Genomic DNA, 24,520 nt, shown 5'->3' with positions numbered 1-24,520 from the left:
TATAATTTACTCTGCTATTTGAAAAAACTCTGGACAAAGCTTCAGGTTTTTCTTACTGCTTCGCAGCATAAAGGGCGCGTAGCTCAGTGGTAGAGCACTGTGTTCACATCGCAGTGGCCGCTGGTTCAATCCCAGCCGCGCCCACCATTCTCAAAATTTCATAAAAATTGATGTCCGGTTTATTTAATTCCGGATAAGGACGTCGTTTCCAGCTCTACCTATTATTCAAATGATAGCGCAGAATAGAAGGGAAATAGTCTGCCTGATGCCTTAGCGACGATCAGGGAAAGGCCATACCGGCCATGCATAAGAAGCCGGAATATAACCATAATCCATCACTTCAGTTGCAAAGGTTTCGTGTCCCTGCAATTCGACGCGAATGGTCGGTGCCAGGGTGCCACCTGCAATAACTTTTCCGGTCTTGGGATCAATCAATTCATTGATAAAGGATTCAACCAGACCATTATTCATAATATAATGGGCGTAGGCTTCGGTTGGCTGAGCAGCAGGACCACCCAAGACAAGACCTGAACCATTTAACGGCTCATAAGGGCCAAAAATGCCATTTTCGGAAACAAAACCATAAAGACCATCAGAACCGGTCAGGCCGTCTGCATAGGTTGAATCATGGCTAATCGTGAACAAATAGGTCAAACCATTCTGGAAAATGACATGGGGCCGTTCCATCTGGTCATTAACACCAAAAGCGGTCAGCAATGGCGGTAACAATTCCCATTCCGTGCGGTCTGACGACAAACAATGAGCAATGCCGATAGAAGCCGAACATAAACAGGCATCTTCCGGAACAACCGTATCTTCAGGCACTGGTCCAATTTCATCATCGCCTATATCTGTTTTTCCACGGATAGTGGCAACATTGCCTTCGAACAAAGCATAGGTCTCACCATCCTCAGGATTGACGAAAACATGAGGATCACGGAAATTCCAGAGATTATTTTCTGCATAATTTTGATAAAACAGACCATCAGCCTGAAATATATCCGTTGATTGATCGAATCCTTTAAACCAGACCCCTTCACTGTCGGCATAGATCCGGCCTTTAGTCACAGCGGCGACGGCTTCGGCAACACCATTTTCATTGAACAAAGTAGAGGTGAAGAAGGTTTCGACCTGATTGCGTGAACCTGGTGCCATAATTGTGCCACCAGACCATTCGGCAGTGCGGGTATTGGCAGATTCCTGCAAAAGATGGCCACCAAAAACCCAACTTTTTCCATCTTTCGAATAGAAATAGCCGATACGAGCGTGAGAATGACGATCATTCCACGGGATATTGCGGTCAGCGACCAAAGAGAAAATAACCGTCCAGCCTTTAAAACTGACAACATTGCCATTGATATCACGCAGCGGCCAAGTGTCCCAAAGCCACAAATCGTCACGCATAATAGGAAAGCTGGTGCCGATTTCCGGCATAGAAGTAGTCAAATCGAGTTTATTTACTTTCATCGCTTGGGCTCTCGTCCAGCGACTGGCATTAAAATTAAACATTAAATCAGTATACGCTTTCTTAAGTTTCTCAAATTTTTATAGGAATAGGATGGGTATTCATCAGGGCAAAATGCCCTGATGAACCCGTTTTTAAGTTGAAATAAAATTAATTAATAATTATGCTTTATTTAAAGCATAAACAGACAAGTCATTTACAAAGAATAACGCTTATTTATTCTATAAAGACAGTGTCATTGCAGAACGAGAAGATTCATCTTCTGCTAACCACTCGATCTGTGGCGGGATATAGCCGTAGCCTTTTACTTCGGTAACGAAGCTGCGATGACCGACCAATTCCAATTTAACCGTCGGTGCCAAGGTGCCACCATAACGGAAAACCGTTGGGTCAGAGCTCGGAATGGTATCAATAAAGGATGTTACCAAACCATTGGTCATCACATAATGTGAATAGGCCTGATAAGGCTGTGACGATGGATTACCCAACACCAAACCAGAGCTATTCATCGGTTCATAAGGACCAAAGATGCCTTTTTCGGAAACGAAGCCGTAAACACCATCAGGGCCAGACAAACCATCTGCATAGGTAGAATGATGGCTGATCGTGAACAAATAGGTCAAACCATTCTGGAACACGACATGCGGCCGTTCGGTCTGATCATTAACACCAAAGGCCGTTACCAAAGGCGGTAACAATTTCCATTCGGTGCGGGCGTCATTCGTGGCTTGGGCAATACCGATCGCGGCGGCGCAATAACGGGCACCATCTGGCGTTTCCGTTTTAGGCGGCACTGGACCGATCTCGTCTTTACCAACGGCGACCGTGCCCCGTTCCATGGCAACGTTACCTTCAAACAAGGCGTATGTTTTGCCATCTTCAGGATTGATGAAAACATGAGGATCACGGAAATCCCAGAAATTATTTTCCGCATAGTCAGCATAATAAAGGCCATCTGCCTGAAACAGATCAGTTACTGTATCAAAGCCATCAAACCAGACCGATTTATCATCGGCATAGATATAGCCTTTGCACTGAGCGGGAACCGACTGCGACGGCGTATCATTCACAGAGGTAAAGAATACTTCGACGGCATTGGCCGTCCCGGGAGCCATAATAGTGCAGCCGGACCATTCCCAAGAGCGGGGATTTGCACCATCTTTTAAAAGATGGCCACCAAAAACCCAATTGCTTCCACCACGAGAGTAGAAATAAGCAATACGGGCACCATCATTTCGATTGCTCCAATTATATTTGGCACGATCGGCAACCAAAGAGAAAATAACCGTCCATCCTTGGAAGCTGACAACCTGACCATTAATGTCACGTAACGGCCATGTGTCCCATACCCAATACTGATCCGTCATGATTGGGAAATCATAGTCAATAATAGGCATGGTTGCGGTAGGATCATCGCTCTGAACCTTCATTGCATCCGCACGGGTCCACAAGCTCGGCTCTGCAATGCCTGCTTTATTCAACATAAGAACTATCCTATAAATGATGAAATAAAGCCGAAAAAAGACACAACTCTTCTTTTCGACTTTCCAAAAAGCAAAATATTTAAAAAAATTGCCTTTTCGAAAGTCGCGCTTCAATATTCAAAGCGTAATATTATTATTTATTTTTGGATTACTTATTTAATAACAATTCATTATTGTTATTTTCGAAACATATATCTCAATATTTAGATGAGATAATATAACCAACGGATAATCAGCTAATTATCTCAATAATCACAACACAGATAGGAAAAGATATTTTTTATTAAAAAGCTATAAAATACCCACATAAAAAACTCCTTTAATTTTAATTAAAAATTAAATAAAAACATATTTTCTTTATATGATTTTGATAATTCTAAATTTACAACAAGTAAAAATAAATTTTATAAAAAGTATATTTCATTAAATTTAAGTTTTTACTGTCGATAACTCATTGTATATTTTTTAATATCCAACATTAAAATATATTTTTTAATTTTTTATTATTTTTTATAAGATGAAATACGAGGAGGCTTTAAAAGGCCCATTTCTTCAAAGGTAATGAGAAATCGTCTCGCCGTCTGTTTATCAAAAATATGACAATCTCGAGCTAGCTTACTCAAAGAAACGGGGCCATATCGCCGCCAATATTCTAAAATTTCTTTACGGCGCGGTGTAAGCTTTCCACTTGGTCGACCCAAATGATTCCGGCAATCTTTCATGAGACTATTCTTATTATCTACTTAATAAGTCTAGTATTCTGAATATTATTACAACAATACAATATTATTTTTATCAAATTTAACATTTTATTTATACATCAACCTATATAAACATTACATCAGCACAACTGATTACTGAGATAGGTGATGGTACAAAAAGAAATCATTGCTGAATGGCTTTACACTATCCAGCAAAAAATGGATATAAGCTGGGCAGAATTGGCACGTAGAGCCAATATAAGGGCGGCGACAACACTCTCTCGCGCTGTCGACATGAATCATAGCTCAATTATGTCGGTAAAAAATTTGGAAGCAATTGCACAAGCGGCAGAAATACCTTCTATTCTCGATTTTTTACTCTATCAAAGCTGCATGGCAACATTACACAAAAACAAAGTACATCAGATTAAGACTCTCGCACAGAACAAGATAGATGGACAAAAAATACTTTATAAAAATACAAAGTTATTAACAGATAACCTAGAAAATAATCCTTAAAACCAAAAACCCAATTCATTTCTATATTAAATCTTAAAAAATAATATTATATATAATTTGTGGGCAATGAAGGTGAAAGTTTTACTGTTTCCATAGAGATATAAGCCGACATATCATAGAAGGCGACATGTTTTAGTATCTGTTTATAAATGATATCGTAATATTCAACATTCGGTAAAGCTAACTTTAAAATATAATCAAAATTTCCAGTCAGCCGATGTACCTCAACAATCTCTGGAATAGCACTGACGGCCGCATGAAATTTCTCAAGATAATCCTTTGCATGTAATCCGGTTTTCACCAGCAAAAAAATAGTAGTTGGAAGATTGATCTTCTTCCTATCCAGCAAGGCTATTGTGCCTTTTATATACCCTTCTTCGCGTAACCGAGCCACACGGCGTGAACAGGCCGAAACTGATAGAGCTACTCGCTCGGCAATGTCAGCCAAAGGCATTTCAGCATTAGCCTGTAGCAAAGATAAGATATGTTTATCTCGATAATCGATCATAAGAAATATGTAGGGCACTCATTTCAACTACGCAATATTTTTGCATGTAAAATCAAAATCTATATATTTTTTTGCGCTTTCATGCCTTGATTCTTCAAAGAATGCGCGCTTTTTTTTCAAAATCAGTGGCATTCTTAAAGCTATAAATAATCAGGCAACGGAAATAAACACATGAAGAAAATTGGCCTCATTGGCGGTATGAGCTGGGAATCAACGGTTACCTATTACCAGATAATCAATGAAGCTATACGCGACCAGCTGGGTGGATTGGTTTCTGCAGATCTGCTTATGCATTCTCTGAATTTTTCCGAAGTTGTCGCTCTCCAGAAAGCCGATCGCTGGGACGATGCTGCAAAGCTTTTAGGCTCAGCAGGCGCAGGCTTAGCAAAAGCTGGTGCGGATTGTGTTCTTATATGCACCAATACAATGCATCTTGTTGCTGATGCCGTAGAAAAGATGTCTGGCGTAACGCTCATCAATATTGTTGATGAAACAGCCAAAGCCCTGAAAAAAGATGGTAAGAAGCGCCCTCTCCTTTTGGCTACGCGCTACACCATGGAACATGGCTTCTATACCGATCGTATGCAAAATCAGGGTCTCGATGTAGTCACGCCGGACGACGCAGATAGAGGCGTTGTTCATGACGTTATCTTCGGTGAATTATGCCAGGGTGAAGTCAAAGACTCTTCTCGTAAACGTTATCTCGAGATTATTGAAAAAGCCCGTTCAAAAGGTATCGACTCTGTTATTCTCGGATGCACCGAAATTCCTCTGTTGATCAAACAGGACATGCTCGATTTGCCGAGCTACGATTCCACGCAGATTCATGCTGAAGCGGCTGTTCGCTTTGCATTGGCATAAACATATTTTAAAATATCTTGGTGCATATTTTTTCTGATCTGAGATCAGATATTGAGGTAATAGCCGCCTTTAATCTTTACCAAGATTTTTCTAATAGCCTGCTCTGCAATCCAGCGAGCGGGCTATTTTTTTTAACCTATCCGCTATGACCGCTATGAAGACGTTTATTTTAAAAATACTTCAGCGAATGTCTTCTCATAAGCGCAAAAAAAAGAGCTACCTTTCCGTCGAAACAAAAAGGCAGCTCTTTTAATTCAGCGAATAATATTCAGAAAATACTATTCAACCTCAGAATACTTATTGGCATAGGCAGCAGCAGCACCCAGCAGTCCAGGCTGCGGATAAGTAATTAACTTAACCGGGATCTTGGACATGACGCGTTCAAAGCGTCCTTTGGAAACGAAGCGCTGACGGAAACCTGATTCCGGCAAATGGGATGCGATACGCAGACCGACACCACCACCGATAACAACACTGGTAGCACCCTGAGCCAAAGCAAGGTCACCAGCAATAGCACCGAGGCTCAAGCAGAAGCGATCCAAAGCGGCTTCGGCAAGGTTGTCTTTGCCTTCCAGAGCCATCTGCCATAATTTAATATCATCGAGCAAGCTGAACGGCACGCCTTCAATAGCAGCCAATGCTTCGTAGATATTACCAAGGCCTGGGCCAGAAATAATACGTTCGATAGAAACACGACGGAAACGCTCACGCAGACGCGCCAGAATTTTATCTTCCAGTCTGTCTAACGGTGCGAAATCGATATGACCGCCTTCGGTTTCGATAACGAAATAACGACCTTCAGTGCGCAGAAGGTGAGCAACGCCTAAACCGGTTCCCGGTCCAAGAATCGTGATAACACCATCGCTAGGCAGCGGCGCATCAGGACCACAGATATGATCGAGATAAGAGGCGTCCATATGCGCTACGGCATGAGCCACAGCACCAAAGTCATTGATAAGAACATGCGTATCAATGCCCAGCTTTTCGTTCAAAGTAGCTGGTCTTAATACCCACGGGTTATTGGTAAGTTTTAAAACTTCACCATGAACCGGGCCGGCCCATGCGATAGCGGCTGCACGGGGTAAAGGACGTCCCAGTTTTTCACCGAAACGTTCCCATGCTAACTGCAAGCTGGCATGTTCTGCTGTTTTGAAAGTGGTTTCTTCTCCAAGAGAAAGAACCCGACCATTGCTAACTTCCGCGATAGAGAAACGCGCATGCGTTCCACCGATGTCAATCGCTACAATTTCCATGAATACTTCCTTTCTAAAATCAGAAAGTCACCATAATAGGACCAAAAACAAATCTGATTTCAGTTCTGGTATAGGTAACCCTATACCAGAAAAGAGTTTACAAAGTCCAAGTGTATAATTTTTCAGCAGAAAAATTAAATACCGGCACCTGAGAAAATTGCGACTGCACCGTCTTCAGCTTTAGCAGCATTCTTACGGAAGATATCAAACAGTTCACGTCCGGTACCCGGCTGGAAAGCAGGGGCTTCAGCATGCGGACGAGCATTCCACTCATCAGCAGGAACCAAAGCTTCCAATTTGCCTTCTTCAACAGAGATGCGAACAACATCGCCATCACGCAATTTACCGATAGCACCACCACCCAGTGCTTCGGGGCTTACATGCAAGGCAACTGGAACTTTACCGGTAGCACCCGACATACGGCCATCGGTCACCAAAGCGACTTTGAAGCCATTATCCTGCATGACACCAAGAGCTGGGGTCAATTTGTGCAATTCAGGCATACCGTTAGCGCGCGGGCCCTGGAAACGAACAACAACGATAACGTCTTTGTTCAATTCGCCAGCCTTGAAGGCTTTCTGAACATCGTCTTGATCAGAGAATACGCGAACAGGTGCTTCAATGGTCCAGAATTTAGGATCAACAGCACTTGACTTGTACATTGCACGACCAAGATTACCTTCCAGAAGGCGCAAGCCGCCATCTTTAGCGAAAGGATTTGAAGCCGGGCGCAGAATGCTGTCATCGCCTGGCGTTTCATCAGCCGGTTTCCAGACCAATTCGCCAGCATCGTTCAACGTCGGTGCTTTTGCGTATTCTTCGATACCGCCTTTAGCGATGGTCACAACATCACGATTCAACAGATTAGCAGCAAGCAGTTCTTTGATGACATAAGCCATACCGCCAGCATTCTGGAATTCGTTGATATCGCGAGGACCATTCGGATAGATACGAGCAATTAACGGAACAACTTCAGAAAGATCATGGAAGTCATTCCAGTTAACGATAATACCAGCAGCGCGAGCGATAGCCGGAATATGCATGGTATGGTTGGTTGAACCACCCGTTGCAAGCAAGCCGACGATGGCATTGACGATTGATTTTTCATCAATGATCTTACCGAGCGGACGGTAATCGTCGCCCTTCCATCCCAGTTCAGCAACACGATGCACAGCAGCGCGCGTCAATGCCTGACGGAGAGGCGTTCCTGGGGTAACGAATGCCGAACCTGGCATATGCAGACCAAGGACTTCCATAACCATCTGGTTGGTATTTGCCGTACCGAAGAAGGTGCAAGTACCTTCTGCGTGGTAGCAAGCAGCTTCCATGTCCAGAAGTTCTTTCTGACCAACTTTACCCTGAGCATAAAGCTGACGGATACGGATTTTTTCCTTGTTCGGAATACCCGTGGTCATTGGACCTGAAGGAACCAGAACGGTTGGGAGATGACCGAAACGCAAAGCGCCGATCAAAAGACCTGGGACGATCTTATCGCAGATACCGAGAAGGGCTGCGCCTTCGAACATACCGTGGCACAAGGAAACACTGGTAGCCAAAGCGATAACATCGCGGCTGAACAGGGATTCTTCCATGCCTGGCTGACCCTGGGTCACACCATCACACATAGCAGGAACGCCACCGGCGACCTGAACCGTTGCACCGACTTCGCGAGCAAATACCTTCATCTGCTCCGGATAGCGGTAATAGGGTTCATGAGCGGACAACATATCGTTGTATGAAGTCACGACACCGATATTCATGCTATTGAAGTCGCGCAAAGCCGGCTTGTCACCGTTCATTGCTGCGAAGCCATGAGCAAGGTTGCTGCAGGACAGGTTTGGACGATCTACGCCTTTTTCCCGTTCATTCTGGATCAAGTCCAGATAAGCCTTACGGGTTTTCCGCGAGCGTTCAATAACGCGCGCGGTAACCTGTGCTACCGTTGAATGCAGATCAGTCATACCAAGTTACTCCATCACGTTCGGCCAAAGCTATAGCAGTTGAAGGCCCCCATGTACCAGATACATAGGTTTTTGGCTTCATGCTGTTGGCTTTCCAGCCTTCACGAATTCCATCAATCCAAACCCACTGCGCCTCAACTTCGTCACGACGCACAAATAAAGTAGCGTCGCCTTCGATAAGATCAAGCATCAGACGTTCATAAGCGATGCGACGCTTACGATCTTTAAATACGTCTGTAAGGGAAAGGTCGAGCCAAACTTCACGCATATGCGCACCATTACGGTCAAGGCCTGGTTCTTTAACCATCATAGAAATCTGGATGGTTTCGTCAGGCTGCAAGACAATGCGCAGTTTGTTCGGCTGTAAAATACCACCCGAAGATGAGAAAATTGAATGCGGAACAGGTTTAAACTGAACCACAATTTCAGAACGACGGGCTGGTAAACGTTTACCGGTGCGGATGTAGAAAGGAACACCCTGCCAGCGCCAGTTATCAACATGTGCTTTGATAGCAACAAAGGTTTCAGTGTCAGAAGGCTGACCCAGTTCATCAATATAGCCAGCGACTTCTTTACCACCAGAAACACCAGCGCCATATTGGCCAGTGACGGTATGGGTGAAGACCGAGTCATTATTGATAGGACGCAGAGCGCGGAAAACTTTTACTTTTTCATCACGAACAGCGGTAGCTTCCATATGGGCCGGTGGCTCCATAGCAACCAAAGCAACCAACTGAAGAATGTGGCTCTGAATCATGTCGCGCAAGCTGCCTGATCCATCAAAGTAACCAATACGGCCTTCGAGTCCAACAGTTTCAGCTACGCTAATCTGGACGTGATCGATACCTTTTGAATTCCACAGCGGTTCAAACAAAGCATTGCCGAAACGCAGGGTCAGAAGGTTCTGAACCGTTTCTTTACCCAGATAATGATCGATACGATAAACTTGCTTTTCAGAGAAAACCTTCAAAACCGCATCGTTAATATGGTCAGAAGAAGCAAGATCGTGACCTAATGGTTTCTCAAGCGCCAGGCGAGAATTTGGACCAGCCAGACCAGCCTGTTTCAGACCAGCGATTGCCCCTTCAAATAATGAAGGCGCAGTCGAAAGATAAATGGCGATACCTTTTTCGACCGGACCACAAAGTTCAGCTAATTTTCCAAATTGGGTCGGATCAGTAATATCGACCGTAGCATAGGACAGCTTGGCAAGAAATTTAGCTTTGGCTTCATCATTCAACCGGTCAGGGGCGACGAAGCGATCTAAAGATTTTTCTGCGAAATTACGGAAGCCGTCCGTGTCAAAATCACTACGGGAGGTGCAAACAATACGCAGATCTTCTGCGAGCAAACCATCGGCATCAAGACCATAAAGCGACGGCAACAGCATGCGCTGCGAAAGGTCGCCAGTCGAGCCAAACAATATCATCGTCGAAACGGTATTTGTCATTATTCTCGTCCTTAAAACAGAGGCCGAATCCCTTTAGCCTGTTTCTAGCGTGTCTACCCCGTTTATACCATCGTTCTAAACAAAAAGTATAATTGGTTAAGACTTATCTAAAAAAGACAAAAAGGATTCAGCCAAAGCAAGTTTAACTACTTCTGGGAGCGCCACATCTCCTCGATTTCATCCAGACTCCGACCCTTGGTTTCCGGCACGAAGCGGGCAACAATCAAGCCACCCAAAATGCTCAATGCTGCGAAAGCAAGGTAAGAGAAGCCGTGGTTGAAAGTCTGATTCAATGCAGGAGAACCATCGGCAAGCTTAAACAGGAAGTTAACCAAAATATTAGCTAACCATTGTCCAGTAACAGCGATAGGCATCGCTGCGCCCTTGATGGAACTCGGGAACATTTCTGACAGAACAACCCAGCAGACAGGGCCCCATGACATACCAAAAACTGCAATGTAAAGAAGCACAGAAGCCAAAGGTAAAACACCACCGACTTTGAACCAGAAGCAACAGCCCAAAACTGCCATCATTGCGGCCATACCGAGAGCACCCCAAATAAGCAGGGGTTTGCGACCGAAACGGTCAACAACACGAGAAGCAATCATGGTGAAGATAAAGTTCACAACACCAATAGAGATGGTCTGCAATAATGCCGTATCTGCGCCAAAACCTAAATTCTGGAACATCTGCGGTGCGTAATACAGCACGGCGTTAATACCAACCAACTGCTGGAATGCAGCAACTGCGACACCGGCAAAAACAACGGTGATACCAAAAGCAAACAAACCTGCACTGCTTTTGTCCATAGCTTTATCAAAGCCGGCTCTAATTTTTTGAATCGTCAAAGAAGGATCGACTTGCGGTTCCAGACGAGCAAGAATCTTGCTGGCCTCGGAATGACGTCCTTTCATCACCAACCAATGCGGCGTATCCGGTGCCGTTAACAGCAGCAGTAAGAAGGCAATACCGATCATGCCTTCCGAAGCCGGAGACCAGAACCAGCCATTGGCATTAACCCAATCGATAGAACCGAAATGAGCCAGTAACCAGGTAAAGATATAACCAGTTAAAGCACCCGTCACGATGGCCATCTGCTGACCAGAAACCATCTGACCGCGTTTGTCTGGCGGAGCGATTTCAGCAATATAGGTAGGGGTCAAGGTTGAAACGATACCGATACCTAAACCGGCAAGAAACCGGAAAAAGCAAAAAATCTGTAAAGCCGAACTACCGGTTCCAAAGAATTTTTCGGTCAGCGCAGCACCAAAACCGGCGGCGACGAAACAAATAGAACTCATCAACAATCCGCCGCGGCGACCGAAGCGAATACCAATCCAGCCAGACAGCAAAGAACCGGTAACACAACCGACCAAAACAGCAACAACGACCATCCCAGAAAGGGAAGCCGCAGCCGTAGCAGACAGATGACGAGGGGCAATAAAATGGATATCAACCGGTGTACCGATTGCTGCAATAACAGCTGAATCGTAACCGAAAAGCAAGCCACCTATAGCAGCGATTAGGGCTAGTCGTGTGACTAGACCCTGACTACTTTCAGAACTCATGGCGATTCCTCTCCCGCCTTAATCTGTAAATCTTAAAACCGCCGAGTATCGGCAATGTTAAACATCGATCTTATTTTAGTTTCTGACCGAAAATAACATCACAAACCGAATCCTTGGCGATGAACTGAATACGGATTACTCCTATTGAACCGATTTTGGAACCTCCTTATCATTATTGGAATAATATTTGCGTCGATCATATGCGATCATTTTTTTACTTATGCTTGATTGATGACAACGCAAGTAAAACAAAATTTTCTAATAAAGAGATGCTTTAAGTGTTTAAAAAATATGTTTTCTTTTTAAAAAATACTAAAAACCAATAAAAATCTAAACTTGGAATATAAATTTCAAGAAATGGCATTGCATTTATTAAATTTTAATACTGTCCAACCCTTCATTTTTTACAATCTCGTGCCATCTCTCCTCGTCTATAATCATAATCCCAAGAGATTCCGCTTTTGAAAGCTTAGAGCCCGCAGCCTCTCCAGCAACGACCAGATTTGTCTTCCTTGATACCGAAGAAGCGACCTTGGCACCCAAATTTTCAGCCTGTTTTTTGGCCTCATCTCTGGTTATTTTTTGAAGGCTTCCAGTAAAAACGATAATCTGCCCCGATAAAGGCGATGATGACAGTTCAAAATAAAGCGGCTCAATCTGAAGCTCTCGCAAAAGATCAGAAACCACCTCGTCATTATGTTTCTCGGCAAAAAAATCTATCAAACTATGAATGATTTTAGCGCCAATATTCGGGATATGAATAAAAGAGACTATCTCTTTATCTACCCTTTTTTGGTATTTATCTGCGGTTTCACCGATTGAAGGCTGCAACACCCCCCGCAGACTGGCGACCTCATCCAAGGCAGCTCTGAAATTTTCCCACGTCTGATAACATTTGGCCAAATCACGCGCCGTTACAGTGCCCACATGACGAATACCCAAGGCGTATAAAAAACGATCAAAAGGTATTTTTCGACGTGTTTCTATAGCCGATAGCAAATTATCAACAGAGAGCTCACCCCACCCTTCTCTTCCGATCAAAAGCGATCGTTTCTGAGAAAGACGAAAAATATCGGCAGGCGTTTCAATCAACCCGTCTGAAAAGAAGCTTTCAATATGGGTGCGGCCTAAGCCGTCAATTTCAAAAGCCGTGCGTGATACAAAATGGCACAAGCGTTCTACCCGTTGAGCTGGACAGATCAGTCCTCCGGTGCAGCGCCAAGCGACTTCATTTTCTTCCCGCTTTGCCAAAGACCCACAGACAGGACAATGATGGGGAAAATGCCATGCAGGCCGATCAACGTCGATAGTCAAATTTTCTACGATTTGAGGAATAACATCGCCAGCACGCTGGACAAGCACACGATCCCCGGGACGAACAGCCAAACGATCAATTTCATCCGCATTATGCAAAGTGGCCGAAGAAACAACAACACCGCCAACGGTAACCGGCTCTAATTTGGCAACCGGTGTTAAAACGCCCGTGCGTCCAACTTGTATATCAATCTCAATAAGGGTGGTTTGCGCTTTTTCTGCTGGAAATTTATGCGCCAAAGCAAATCGAGGTGCGCGTGCAGAAAATCCTAACCGCTTCTGCCAATCCAGCTGATCTAATTTATAAACAACGCCATCAATATCGAAATCCATATCAGCACGCGAAGCCTCTATATCGTTATAGAGCTTCAATATCTGATCGATATTTTCAGCACGTGCTAAAAGCGAACTAACCGAAAGCCCGTAACTTTCTATCGCTTTCATCATACCATATTGGGTATCGGCAGGTAAGGAAGAGACATCTCCCCAACCATGCGCCAAAAAGCGAAGGGATCGTCTGGCTGTAATATTCGGGTCGAGTTGCCGCAAAGAGCCAGCCGCTGCATTTCGCGGATTGGCAAAGACTTTTTTATTCTCTTCTGTCTGACGGGCATTCAAGGCAGCAAAGTCACTCTTTGCCATGTAAACTTCACCCCGAATTTCGATGATATCCGGCCATCCTGATCCTGATAGCGCTTTCGGGATATCCTCGATAACACGAACATTCGGCGTAACATCTTCACCAATAACCCCGTCGCCACGGGTTACGGCTTGGGTTAACACGCCTTTTTCGTAACGAAGAGAGCAAGACAAGCCATCAATTTTCGGCTCTACAGTACAAATAACGGCCTGAGTTTCACCCAATTTGAAAAAACGGCGCACTCGCCCGAGAAAGTATTCGACATCTTGATCTGAAAAACCATTATCCAAACTCAGCATTGCCATACGATGCGCAATTTTAGGCAGGCGAGAATTGGGACGACTTCCGACCTTTGTGCTGGGTGAATCTGGTCGGATCAGTTCAGGAAAAAACTGTTCAATCCGACGATTACGCAATACTAACGCATCATATTCACTGTCTGGAACCGCCGGATTATCTTTGTCATGGTAAAGATGGTCGTAATGCCGGATCAGCTTGGCCAATCGCTCTAATTCATGCACCGCCTGTTCACGGGATAAATCCTTAGGCGATATAGTCGAAAAATCCTGTTTCTCAGGGTCAGAATACGAAAAAAGGTCAAGGTCTGCGCTCATAATGCCATGCTCTAGCTTCGTCTGCCCCCGATAAACAACCGAAAATTTTAACTAGCTATTTCGTGCGAAATAACGCGTCCGGAAATCCTGTGCAAATTGCGAAAAACGGCCTTCAGCAATAGAATCCCGTATTTTCTGCATTAACTGCTGATAAAAGGCAATATTGTGCTCTGTCATCAACATGGCACCCAAAATTTCACCGGCACGGATCAAATGATGGATGTAAGCACGGCTCCATTTTTGACAGACAGGACAGTGACATTCGCTATCCAAAGGATTCAAATCTTCTGAAAAACGGGCATTTCTGATATTGATAGGGCCATCCCATGTAAAGGCCTGCCCGTTACGGCCGGATCGCGTTGGTAAAACGCAATCAAACATATCAATACCGCGCTCGACGGCACCGACAATATCATCCGGCTTTCCAACTCCCATCAAATAATGGGGTTTATCATCCGGCAACATCGGCACACAGAAATCGAGGACGCGGAACATCTCTTCCTGTCCTTCACCAACCGCCAAACCGCCAACAGCATAACCATCGAAGCCGATCTCAGCCAACGCATCGGCCGATTGCTGGCGCAGATTTTCAAAAACAGAGCCTTGCTGGATACCGAATAAAGCCGCATTACGGGCTTGTTCTTCCGTATTATTAAAAGCTTCGCGGGATCTTTTCGCCCAACGCACCGACCGTTCCATAGAAGACGTCGCACGCGAAGGTGTCGCGGGATAGGGCGTGCATTCATCAAAAGCCATGACAATATCGCTACCCAATAAATGCTGGATTTCGATAGACCGTTCCGGCGTTAATACATGCCGTGAACCATCCAAATGACTTTTAAAGGTGACACCTTCTTCACTCTGTTTCGTCAAGGATGAAAGGCTCATTACCTGATAGCCGCCACTATCGGTCAAGATCGGACGATCCCATCCCATAAAAGAATGCAACCCACCCAATTTTGCGAGACGTTCTGCTCCGGGACGCAGCATGAGGTGATAGGTATTACCCAAAATAATATCAGCGCCCGTCGCCCGAACTGTTTCCGGTTTCAACGCCTTCACGGTCGCCGCCGTTCCGACCGGCATAAAGGCAGGCGTACGGATATCGCCCCGCTTCATTGATATAACGCCGGTACGCGCTTTTCCTTCTCTTGCCGCTATTGAAAAAGAAAAACGCGGACGATCCGTATTTTGCGCTGTTGTTTCTACCACCTTTATTCCTTTGATTACCGTCATCTATTGCCAAGCTTTTCTCCGCTCGAAGAAAAGTCAATCCTGCCAGCGGCATTTACGGAATAATGATATAGCTATAAAAATGGAATACCCTGTCTCTATTGATATTTTCATCATTCAAGACAGGGTTTCTGTTTGATTATCTGGAAATCAATGCCCGCGCGATCGCAACGGTTTTTCGCCCGTTTCCTGCTTCTCTTTTTTGGAAGCCCGCACTTCTCTGGCTTTGTCGCTTCGTGTTTTTCGAGTTCCGGGACGCCCGGCTTCAGAACGCCCCTGTATCTCCATCGATTTTTCCGGTGGCAGACCTAATTCTTGCCGTTTCAACTGCTGTAAAACGTCCCGTAATTCAGCCGCTTTTTCAAATTCCAAATTAGCAGCCGCCTCCAACATTTCTTTTTCAGTTTCCGAGATAGAACGCGCCAGCATTTTCGGATCGCGGTTTTCCGGCTTAGCCGATTTATCCTGATCTTCTACAACACCAAAATGGCCGACAATATCGTCAACCTGTCGTTTAACTGTCGTCGGCGTTATATTATGCGCTTCATTCCACGCGATCTGCTTGGTGCGACGGCGTTCGGTTTCGGCCATTGCTCGTGCCATAGAGCCGGTAATTTTATCGCCATATAAAATTACGCGTCCGTCGGCATTACGGGCAGCGCGTCCGATTGTCTGAATCAACGATGTTGCAGAACGCAAAAAGCCTTCCTTATCGGCATCCAAAACAGCGACCAGCCCACATTCAGGGATATCCAGCCCTTCACGTAACAGGTTGATACCGATCAAAACGTCATAGACGCCTAATCTCAAATCACGAATAAGCTCGATACGCTCAATCGTTTCAATATCGGAATGCATGTAGCGAACTTTTAAACCCGCTTCATACATATATTCGGTTAAATCCTCGGCCATTCTTTTGGTCAAGGTTGTCACCAAAGAACGCCATCCCAAAGCCGCCGTTTTTTTGGCTTCAACAATCAGGTTATCCACCTGTTCTTCAATCGGACGCACTTCTATGACGGGATCAACTAACCCAGTCGGCCGAATAACCTGCTCGACAAAAACGCCGCCAGTTTGTTCTAATTCCCAAGGGCCAGGGGTTGCAGACACATAGACAGTTTGTGGCCGCATCGCATTCCACTCTTCAAAACGAAGTGGGCGGTTATCAATACAGGAAGGTAAACGGAATCCATAATCAGCCAAAGTCGTCTTACGGCGATAATCGCCCCGTGCCATACCGTTAATCTGCGGCACCGTCTGATGGCTTTCATCCACAAAAAGCAAAGCATTGTCGGGCAGATATTCAAATAACGTTGGCGGTGGCTCACCCGGTGCGCGTCCAGTTAGAAAGCGGGAATAATTTTCGATACCGGAACAAGCGCCCGTAGCGGCCATCATTTCCAAATCGAATTCGGTGCGCTGTTCCAATCGTTGCGCTTCCAACAATTTACCTTCCGCCTGAAACTCCTGCAAACGATTACCCAATTCGCGCCGGATCGCGTTATTAGCCGCTTTCAAAGTCGGCTCCGGCGTCACATAATGAGAATTCGCATAGATCTTAATCTGATCAAGCTTGGCAATTTTGACACCTGTTAAAGGATCAAATTCAGCGATTTCCTCAATTTCATCCCCAAAAAAGCTGACCCGCCACGCCATATCTTCATAATGGGAAGGAAATATCTCGAGGGTATCACCTTTCACCCGAAAGGAACCCCGTCCAAAAGCAACATCATTCCTCTTATACTGCAATGCCACCAAGCGCCGAATGATTTCCCGTTGGTCAGCCATCTGCCCTTTCAACAAACGAAAGGTCATAGATGAATAGGTATCAACAGACCCGATACCATAAAGACAAGAAACAGAGGCAACGATGATGACATCTTCCCGCTCTAACAAAGAACGGGTTGCCGCATGGCGCATCCGGTCAATCGCTTCATTGATTGCACTGTCTTTTTCGATGTAAGTGTCCGTTCTTGGGACATAGGCTTCTGGCTGATAATAATCGTAATAGCTGACGAAGAACTCAACCGCATTTTCTGGAAAGAAGCGTTTGAACTCACCATAAAGCTGAGCGGCCAAAATTTTATTCGGAGCCAATATCAAACTGGGACGCTGCAATTTCTCAATGACTTTTGCCATCGTAAAAGTCTTACCAGAGCCCGTTATGCCCAATAAAACCTGATCCCGCTCCCCTTTTTCAATGTCTTTACACAAGCCATGGATTGCCTGCGGTTGGTCACCCGCAGGTTCGTAATCAGATACCAGACGAAATGGCTTTGATGGCTCTGTTTTCTCGGGGCGGCTGGGGCGATGAGGCACAAAATCGGCATGATTTTCTGGCTCATCAAGCGTCGTGCGGATCGCAATAGTCATATTCAAGATATGAGAGCCCCATCGCAGGAAACAAGCACCGAAAGAGGTTAAATTTTATATTCAAAACCATTCTGGATAAGGCAGCCAAAAAACGACTAAAAAACCATATCAAAAGCGACCTGACCGGACAGACTTTCAGTCGTATTCTTCCCCCAAAAAGGCGTGGAGACACCAGCGATAATACCATAACGGGCAGACCAGTTATATTCGACAGCCGGAGCTACAACCCAGTCACCAGATCCCTGCCCCGTTTTATTCACATAATCGACCCCGTTATTATAGCCTTTAACCTTCGATCCATATGACCAGTCACGAGCGACATCACAGGCCAAAACCCAACGCTGATTGATACCATATTCAACGGAAACACCACCCTGCCCATTCATACCAGTTTCGGCGTTACCAATAAAATCTTGGCTGGTGCCATAACTACTAATGCCATGAATTTCAGCATCACGGACAGAACGACGCACATTCGCCCATCCACGCACTCTCAAGGCATGACCAGAAATACGGTATGTTGACTGGGTAACCAAAGCAGCACGGAAGACATAGTTACCATTGCCTCCGGCATTGGTTTTTGTTGCGTTTAAGCGATCGAACCGACCGGTAGGGAAAGAGATACCCGCCTGAATCATTACGGCTGGAATAAGACGGCTTTCATTCGGGTCAATAAAACGCCAGATAAAATCCAGCGGAAGATCCCCAATTCTAGGCTGCCCACCACCATTTCCGTAACTGGATTTCCATTTATAGAGAAACTGAGGATGCAGCTGGATGCTCAAATGATTGGTAATACCGTATTTAACAAGCGTTGTATTAGCGACGCTCTGGGTGCCACCATAAACAGGTGATTTGTGACCAAAGGCATCCACGTTATCAATAGGACGATTATAAGATATATAGGGTTCGATTGTGACGCCGCCCTGACGCAAAGCACCTGAAGGCGATAAAAGCGAACCTGTGTACCATTGCTGGTAACTAGAAGATAAACTGCTTTGAGTAGCAAAAACACAAGAGGGTACAAGGAATAATCCGAATGTTATTCCAAAATTACAGATTAACTTCATGTATATCTTTATTTCCATTCATAGTTTTCAAGTATAAAAAGCCAAAAATAAAAACTCTATAATCAGCCATACTTTTTCTATGTGAATTGATATCAATAGCGGAAATATCTAATTTTTTACTATCCACCCCCTCTTTTCATATGGTTAATGCAGGATGGGTAAATCAAAGGAAACAATAAGTAAATTAAAAAAAAATTAAAAAAATAGAAATAATTTGTTATTTTTATACTATAAAATATATAATTATTTCAATTTTGATAAATGTGACCATGAATTAGAATTATAATACAGCGATATATTTTATATATTCACTTCATTAAAATTTTTAAAAATAAAATTCACAGATGTAACTGGTTATTATTATTTATTTTTATAAAAAATTATTTACATACAATTTTTATTCACAAAAAATAAGAAACAAACATACGAATTTTAATTTCTATTCTTAATAATAATATAATCAATGAAATAAGTACATCTTACAACACAATAATACAATATTTTTAAATCATAATATTATTATAATAAATATATTTTTATACTATTAATTTAAATTGACGAATTGAAGTATAAAAAATTAGATAGAACAAAACAAAAAATACAAAATATCAAAAGCAAAGAAAGCCATAAAAATATATATCTCAAAACATAGAGATATAAACATTATGCAACTGGAAAGAATGTAGAAGACAGAAGATATTTCGTTTAAAAATCAGGTAATTAGAACCCTTTTTTCGGGTAACGGGTCCAACGATCAATAGCCATCAATAGCCCCAGACAAATCATGACATTCATCATGGCAGAACCACCATTTGATACCAAAGGTAACGGAATGCCCACGACAGGAGCCATTCCCATAACCATAGCCAGATTGATCGCCACATAAAAGAAAATGGTCGAAGCCAGTCCAGCCGCTGTCAGCTTCGCAAAACGCGATGGCGCATTCAACGAAACGCGCATGCCCCAACTAATTATAATCATAAAGCTGACAATGATAAACAGGCCACCAATCAGCCCCCATTCTTCCGCCATCGTCGCAAAGACAAAATCGGTATGCCGCTCTGGCAAATAATCAAGATGACTCTGAGTGCCGTTCAAAAAACCTTTGCCGAAAATACCGCCAGAACCAATAGCAATCTTCGATTGGCTAATATGATAGCCTCTACCCAAAGGATCACTTTCTGGGGTTAGAAAAATCAAAACCCGATTACGTTGGTAATCATGCAATAGAAAAAAGAATGCGAGAGGTGCGATCGCGGCAAGCGAGACACCGCCGCCAACAAACAGCCATAAAGGCAACCCTGCCAAAAAAGTAACGATAATGCCGCCCGCAACAATCATGAGCGCAGTGCCAAGATCAGGTTGAACCGCAACCAGAAGGGCGGGCACTAAAATCATCACCGCTGCAGGCCACATTGCAGAAAATGTTCGAATTTCACCGGCGGGCAGCAAATCGTAAAAACGGGAAATCGCCAAAACAATCGCTAATTTCATCAGTTCCGAAGGCTGAAGCGTCATAATCCCCAAATTCAGCCATCTTCGGCTACCACCGCCAACGAAACCGAATAACTCAACAAATAACAGCAACAACAACAATCCGCCATAAAGCGGCCATGACACGCGCTTTAACGTATCCTGATCGATGCGGCTGATCGCAATGGCGACAAAAATAAAGAAAACAAAACGCAACCCTTGGTTCAATGCCCAAGGACGAATGCCGCCACCTGCCGAATATAAAACGACCAAACCAAAACTGCCAACAGCCATAACCAGAAACAAAAGCTTCCACGGCAACTGCCGGATAGGAGCAGGAACTAAGGATAACATCCCGATTTCGCCTAAGTCACATTGGGTTTAGGAGGTGTTTTTTGGGCATTATTTTCCGAACGCATACGCATCCGGCTCATAAGATCCCCACCCCATGATACTTCCAGAGCATTCAGTGTAGCCATAGCGCGATCGGGATCAAACAAATAAGTGAGGACATCGCGCGCAATGGCGGGGCCATCCGTTGCAGAGTCAATATGTCCTCCATGTTCGACAACCACCGAAGCGGCATAACGTGGATTATCTGTCGGCGTGAAACAGACAAACAAAGCATGATCGCGCATTCGCCAAGCTAATTGCGCATTTTTTAGCACGCCTCGGCCACGTTCAGCCATGGAAATACGACGGACCTGAGCCGTTCCGGTTTTACCTGCTAATTCAACCCCGGGGACATATAATTTGGCAGCACCGCCGGTGCCGCCACCATTAACAACATCCCGCATAGCCTGTCGGATAAAATCCAAATGGGATTCTTTGACATTTAACTTTGCGGGTGCGGGTGTCTCTTTTGATAAGATCAGCCTTGGGGTAATTTGTTTGCCCGAAGCCAGCCGTGCTGCCATCACCGCCAATTGCAAAGGATTGGCTAAAACGTCCCCTTGACCAATAGATGCATTTAATGTGTCGGCAGCCGTCCAATTGCGATGATATTTTTTAATTTCCAAGCCGGATCAGGCACCGTGCCATAATGCTCCGACCCCAAAGGCAAATGATAACTGGCACCTAATCCTAACTGCCGCATCATATCGGCCAAGGGCTCCATACCGACCCGATGCGCCATGGCATAGAAATAGACGTCACAACTTTGGGTAATCGCCGTATGCATATTGACAGGGCCATGCCCCTGTCTCCGCCAACAATGGAAAATACTGCTGCCGAGTTGATAACTTCCAGTGCAGTTTACGGTTTCGTAAGGGTCGACCCCTAACTCTAATAAAGCCAATGCATTCATCGGCTTGACCGTCGATCCGGGTGGATACAGACCGGCAATTGTCTTATCAATCAACGGATGATGGTCATCTTGGGATAAATTCTGCCATTCCCGCCGACCAATCCCATCAGCAAAATCATTGGGATCGAAACAAGGCATCGACACTTGAGCCAGTATGTCACCATTTTCTGTATCGATAACAACAACGGCGGCACTATTATCGCCAATCCGGCGGGCGGCATAATCCTGTAAACCGGCATCAATCGTTAAAGGTAGTTTTTTACCGGGCTGATCGGGCTTATTTTCAAGATCACGCACCAATCGTCCACGCGCTGTCACCTCGGAACGTTTTGCTCCGGGAACACCCCTTAAATAATCATCAAAGGTTTTTTCTAACCCTTGCTTCCCGATTTTGAATCCGGGGGTAATCAGCAAAGGGTCATGCGTCTTTTTATAGTCTTCTGTCGTTGCGGATCCGACATAGCCGATCAAATGCCCGACAGCAGACCCGTTTGGATAATATCGGGCATAACTTCTTTGGGGAGCCACTCCGGCCATTTCTGGCAATCGAACAGAGATAGCCGCAAAATGTTCATAATCGAGATGCTCGGCAACCGGAACAGGTTGATAACCGGCGGCTTTATTCAAATCTTCACGGATACGATCGACATCATCCGGCGAAAGATTAAGAAGCTCTGCCAAGGTAATAATAACCCGCTCACGATCCTGCATCTGGTCAGGAATAATATCAACGCGGAAATCTGTGTGGTTGATGGCCATCGGGCGATTATGGCGATCAACAATCCACCCTCTTCTCGGCGGAATCATTACCGTCTGCACCCGATTATCTTCGGCCATCAAGCTGTAATGCTCGTTTTCAGCCACAGATAACCATGCCATCCGCATCGCCAACAAACCGCCGGTTGCCAATTGCAATCCGCCAAAAAGCATAGCACGGCGGGAAAATGTATACCCAAGCGAATGCTGGGTAATAAGGTGACTACGCTTTTTCACAGAAAAATAATCCGGCAAGTATTACGCAACAGAAATACGGCTTTGGCAGAAAATATGGACAATATTATAAAAAACAAGCACTAGAACTGGGTATGCCACTCTCTATTATTATTGTTTTTATCCTGATTTTATAATCCAAGACGCCAACGATCGACAACAGAGCAGAAAAATTCGATAACCGGAAACAGCAAAATAGTGACCAAAATCCTTGGCATATCCGCGACAATCTCAATACCAATATGCCCCTTAAAGCCATAAGTTATCAACAGAGCCAGCAAACTGCAAAAAAGAATAGCCACAGTCGCCAATACCCAATCTTGCCAATAATTCCGCCACACTAACCGATTATCAACAATATCCATCATTAAAAAACAGAATGTCCATGTAATCATGGATACAGCAGGTGGCTGACCATTAATGATATCATTCGCCATGCCCAAAGGCAGCCCCATCCATGCTTGCCATAATTCAGGGCGAAAAAGCCGCCATCCCAAAGCCGTTAAAAAGCCTAAAGACGGCCAAAGTGATAATACAGAAACAAAAGGACCTGTTTCAAACAAGCTCGCCAATAAAACCATAATAATGGGGGTTATTTTGGCTCTGATCGGCAGAAAGCCCAAATCCTGATCTTGGGAAATAATCGGCCTTACCGCATGACCATTAACGGGCGTCAAAGCCATGACCGTTATCCTTTCATTCGGATTGGGAAGCCGATGATACGCTGTTTTTGTTGACAGAATTAACCGGCACCTGCCCTGCCAAAGGCTGAGTAACAGCCTTGGCTGTTGGATTATTTTTCGCTGTTTTTTTACGGGAAAGCTGTTTTTGCGACGGCTGTTTATCGGTAAGGGAAGGTTCCGGCGGCGCATCAGGCACAAATATCTTCTCAACCATAATATAGTCGATCGAGGCCGGATTAACGGCGGGTAATGCCAAGGCACCATCATTATTTAATGATGTAACAAAGGCGACCGGAATATCAGGCGGATAAATTCCTCCCGTTCCTGATGTCACCAATAAATCACCCAATTTGAAAGGCGACTGCCCCGCAATCAAAGGCCGAACATCCAAAGGGCCATCCCCTCGTCCTGAGGCTAATGCAGGGACACCCGAACGGGCAATTTTAACCGGCAAAGTATTCGAAGAATCGATTAACAACAAAATACGTGATGAAAAATGCCCCGTTGCCAGAACACGCCCAACCAACCCTTCCGAAGCTAAAACGGGCATTCCACTTGCGACACCGGATAATGAGCCTACATCAATAATCGCTGTCCGATGACTAGTCGCTAAAGGCGAACCAATCATATGGCCGACCGCGACTTTTTCAGGCGTATGTTCAACCAAATTCAACAAGCGTTTCAGCTTATTATTATCCGCTTTCAAAAGCTGCAATTCAACAAGATCAGGATGCAGCTTTTCTAAGTCTTTTTTCAAACGGATATTTTCGCTGCCCGCATTGATATAGCTTCCAACATTACTACGGGTATTATCAAACAAGGAAATAACCCCGTGACCAAAACGAGGCCACGGGCTAGTGCAATCGGTAACAAAGCCGATCACACTATTATAACTGGCAGGATAAAGATTGGCGAAGATCAACATGACCAAGGCCGCAACAATCCCCCCGACAGCAACGACATAACTTGCGAATAAGCCTAGTTGCGCCCGCCTTGAAAAGCCGAAATTACGTAAGCGCGGCGGTGCCATGCTTCAAAAGATCCTTTGCCTGCT

At 44.7% G+C, this 24,520-nt stretch carries 16 protein-coding genes, 1 tRNA gene and 1 pseudogene; 3 read left to right on the top strand and 15 right to left on the bottom strand.

The annotated features are described in order from the left end of the window. Positions 1-72: 72 nt before the first annotated feature. A tRNA-Val gene (locus FBY58_RS02065) sits at positions 73-147 on the top strand. A gap of 123 nt (positions 148-270) precedes the next feature. Here the strand turns inward: FBY58_RS02065 and FBY58_RS02060 are convergent. Together FBY58_RS02060 and FBY58_RS02055 are read right to left on the bottom strand one after the other, a co-directional pair. Beyond that, positions 271-1,509: a glycoside hydrolase family 68 protein gene (locus tag FBY58_RS02060; RefSeq protein WP_141919265.1), complete on the bottom strand. Its 1,239-nt coding sequence runs from the start codon at positions 1,507-1,509 to the stop codon at positions 271-273. 177 nt (positions 1,510-1,686) lie between these two features. Beyond that, complete coding sequence (locus FBY58_RS02055; protein WP_141919264.1) at positions 1,687-2,949, bottom strand: glycoside hydrolase family 68 protein; 1,263 nt, start codon at positions 2,947-2,949, stop codon at positions 1,687-1,689. Between the two features lie 869 nt (positions 2,950-3,818). Here FBY58_RS02055 and FBY58_RS02050 point away from each other — a divergent pair. Then, positions 3,819-4,169, top strand: a complete 351-nt coding sequence (locus FBY58_RS02050) for an XRE family transcriptional regulator (RefSeq protein WP_260432025.1) — start codon at positions 3,819-3,821, stop codon at positions 4,167-4,169. A 46-nt stretch (positions 4,170-4,215) separates the two neighbouring features. Here the strand turns inward: FBY58_RS02050 and FBY58_RS02045 are convergent, their stop codons facing one another. After that, positions 4,216-4,677 carry an Lrp/AsnC family transcriptional regulator gene (locus FBY58_RS02045; protein WP_141919263.1) on the bottom strand — a complete coding sequence of 154 codons (462 nt, stop codon included), beginning with the start codon at positions 4,675-4,677 and terminating at the stop codon, positions 4,216-4,218. Between the two features lie 171 nt (positions 4,678-4,848). Here FBY58_RS02045 and FBY58_RS02040 point away from each other — a divergent pair, with 171 nt between their 5' ends. Next, positions 4,849-5,538 (top strand): aspartate/glutamate racemase family protein, encoded by a 690-nt coding sequence (locus tag FBY58_RS02040; RefSeq protein WP_141919262.1) that lies wholly within the window; start codon positions 4,849-4,851, stop codon positions 5,536-5,538. A 278-nt stretch (positions 5,539-5,816) separates the two neighbouring features. Here FBY58_RS02040 and glk read toward each other — a convergent pair whose 3' ends face one another. The 12 genes and pseudogenes from glk to mreC all read right to left on the bottom strand — a co-directional run bounded on the left by glk (position 5,817) and on the right by mreC (position 24,496). After that, positions 5,817-6,791 carry a glucokinase gene (gene glk, locus FBY58_RS02035; protein ID WP_141919261.1) on the bottom strand — a complete coding sequence of 325 codons (975 nt, stop codon included), beginning with the start codon at positions 6,789-6,791 and terminating at the stop codon, positions 5,817-5,819. A 134-nt stretch (positions 6,792-6,925) separates the two neighbouring features. After that, complete coding sequence (gene edd, locus FBY58_RS02030; protein WP_141919260.1) at positions 6,926-8,752, bottom strand: phosphogluconate dehydratase; 1,827 nt, start codon at positions 8,750-8,752, stop codon at positions 6,926-6,928. Beyond that, positions 8,745-10,202, bottom strand: coding sequence for a glucose-6-phosphate dehydrogenase (zwf, locus tag FBY58_RS02025; RefSeq protein ID WP_141919259.1), 1,458 nt, complete (start codon positions 10,200-10,202; stop codon positions 8,745-8,747). The genes edd and zwf overlap by 8 nt, the downstream gene beginning before the upstream one ends. Before the next feature lie 146 nt (positions 10,203-10,348). Continuing rightward, entirely contained in the window at positions 10,349-11,770 is a 1,422-nt protein-coding gene (locus FBY58_RS02020) for a sugar porter family MFS transporter (RefSeq protein ID WP_141919258.1), read from the bottom strand. Positions 11,771-12,142: 372 nt separating this feature from the next. Beyond that, positions 12,143-14,338: an NAD-dependent DNA ligase LigA gene (ligA, locus tag FBY58_RS02015; protein ID WP_141919257.1), complete on the bottom strand. Its 2,196-nt coding sequence runs from the start codon at positions 14,336-14,338 to the stop codon at positions 12,143-12,145. A 51-nt stretch (positions 14,339-14,389) separates the two neighbouring features. Further along, positions 14,390-15,574 carry a tRNA guanosine(34) transglycosylase Tgt gene (tgt, locus tag FBY58_RS02010; protein ID WP_141919256.1) on the bottom strand — a complete coding sequence of 395 codons (1,185 nt, stop codon included), beginning with the start codon at positions 15,572-15,574 and terminating at the stop codon, positions 14,390-14,392. A gap of 147 nt (positions 15,575-15,721) precedes the next feature. Further along, entirely contained in the window at positions 15,722-17,944 is a 2,223-nt protein-coding gene (gene uvrB / locus FBY58_RS02005) for an excinuclease ABC subunit UvrB (RefSeq protein WP_141919255.1), read from the bottom strand. Between the two features lie 95 nt (positions 17,945-18,039). Next, the gene (locus FBY58_RS02000; protein ID WP_185738167.1) at positions 18,040-19,014 is read right to left on the bottom strand and encodes a hypothetical protein; all 975 of its coding nucleotides are present in this window, start codon (positions 19,012-19,014) and stop codon (positions 18,040-18,042) included. 720 nt (positions 19,015-19,734) lie between these two features. Continuing rightward, complete coding sequence (gene rodA, locus FBY58_RS01995) at positions 19,735-20,841, bottom strand: rod shape-determining protein RodA (RefSeq protein WP_141919254.1); 1,107 nt, start codon at positions 20,839-20,841, stop codon at positions 19,735-19,737. 11 nt (positions 20,842-20,852) lie between these two features. After that, positions 20,853-22,786, bottom strand: a pseudogene (gene mrdA / locus FBY58_RS01990) (penicillin-binding protein 2). 128 nt (positions 22,787-22,914) lie between these two features. Then, positions 22,915-23,466, bottom strand: coding sequence for a rod shape-determining protein MreD (locus FBY58_RS01985; protein WP_141919253.1), 552 nt, complete (start codon positions 23,464-23,466; stop codon positions 22,915-22,917). Between the two features lie 13 nt (positions 23,467-23,479). After that, a complete protein-coding gene (gene mreC, locus FBY58_RS01980; RefSeq protein ID WP_141919252.1) occupies positions 23,480-24,496 on the bottom strand; it encodes a rod shape-determining protein MreC in 1,017 nt (338 codons plus the stop codon). Positions 24,497-24,520: the final 24 nt, after the last annotated feature.

The sequence above is a fragment of the Zymomonas mobilis genome (genome assembly GCF_006715975.1).
GTDB lineage: Bacteria > Pseudomonadota > Alphaproteobacteria > Sphingomonadales > Sphingomonadaceae > Zymomonas > Zymomonas mobilis_B.
Note: the sequence above shows the minus strand (reverse complement) of the source record. Positions and strands in the feature narration are given on the sequence as shown.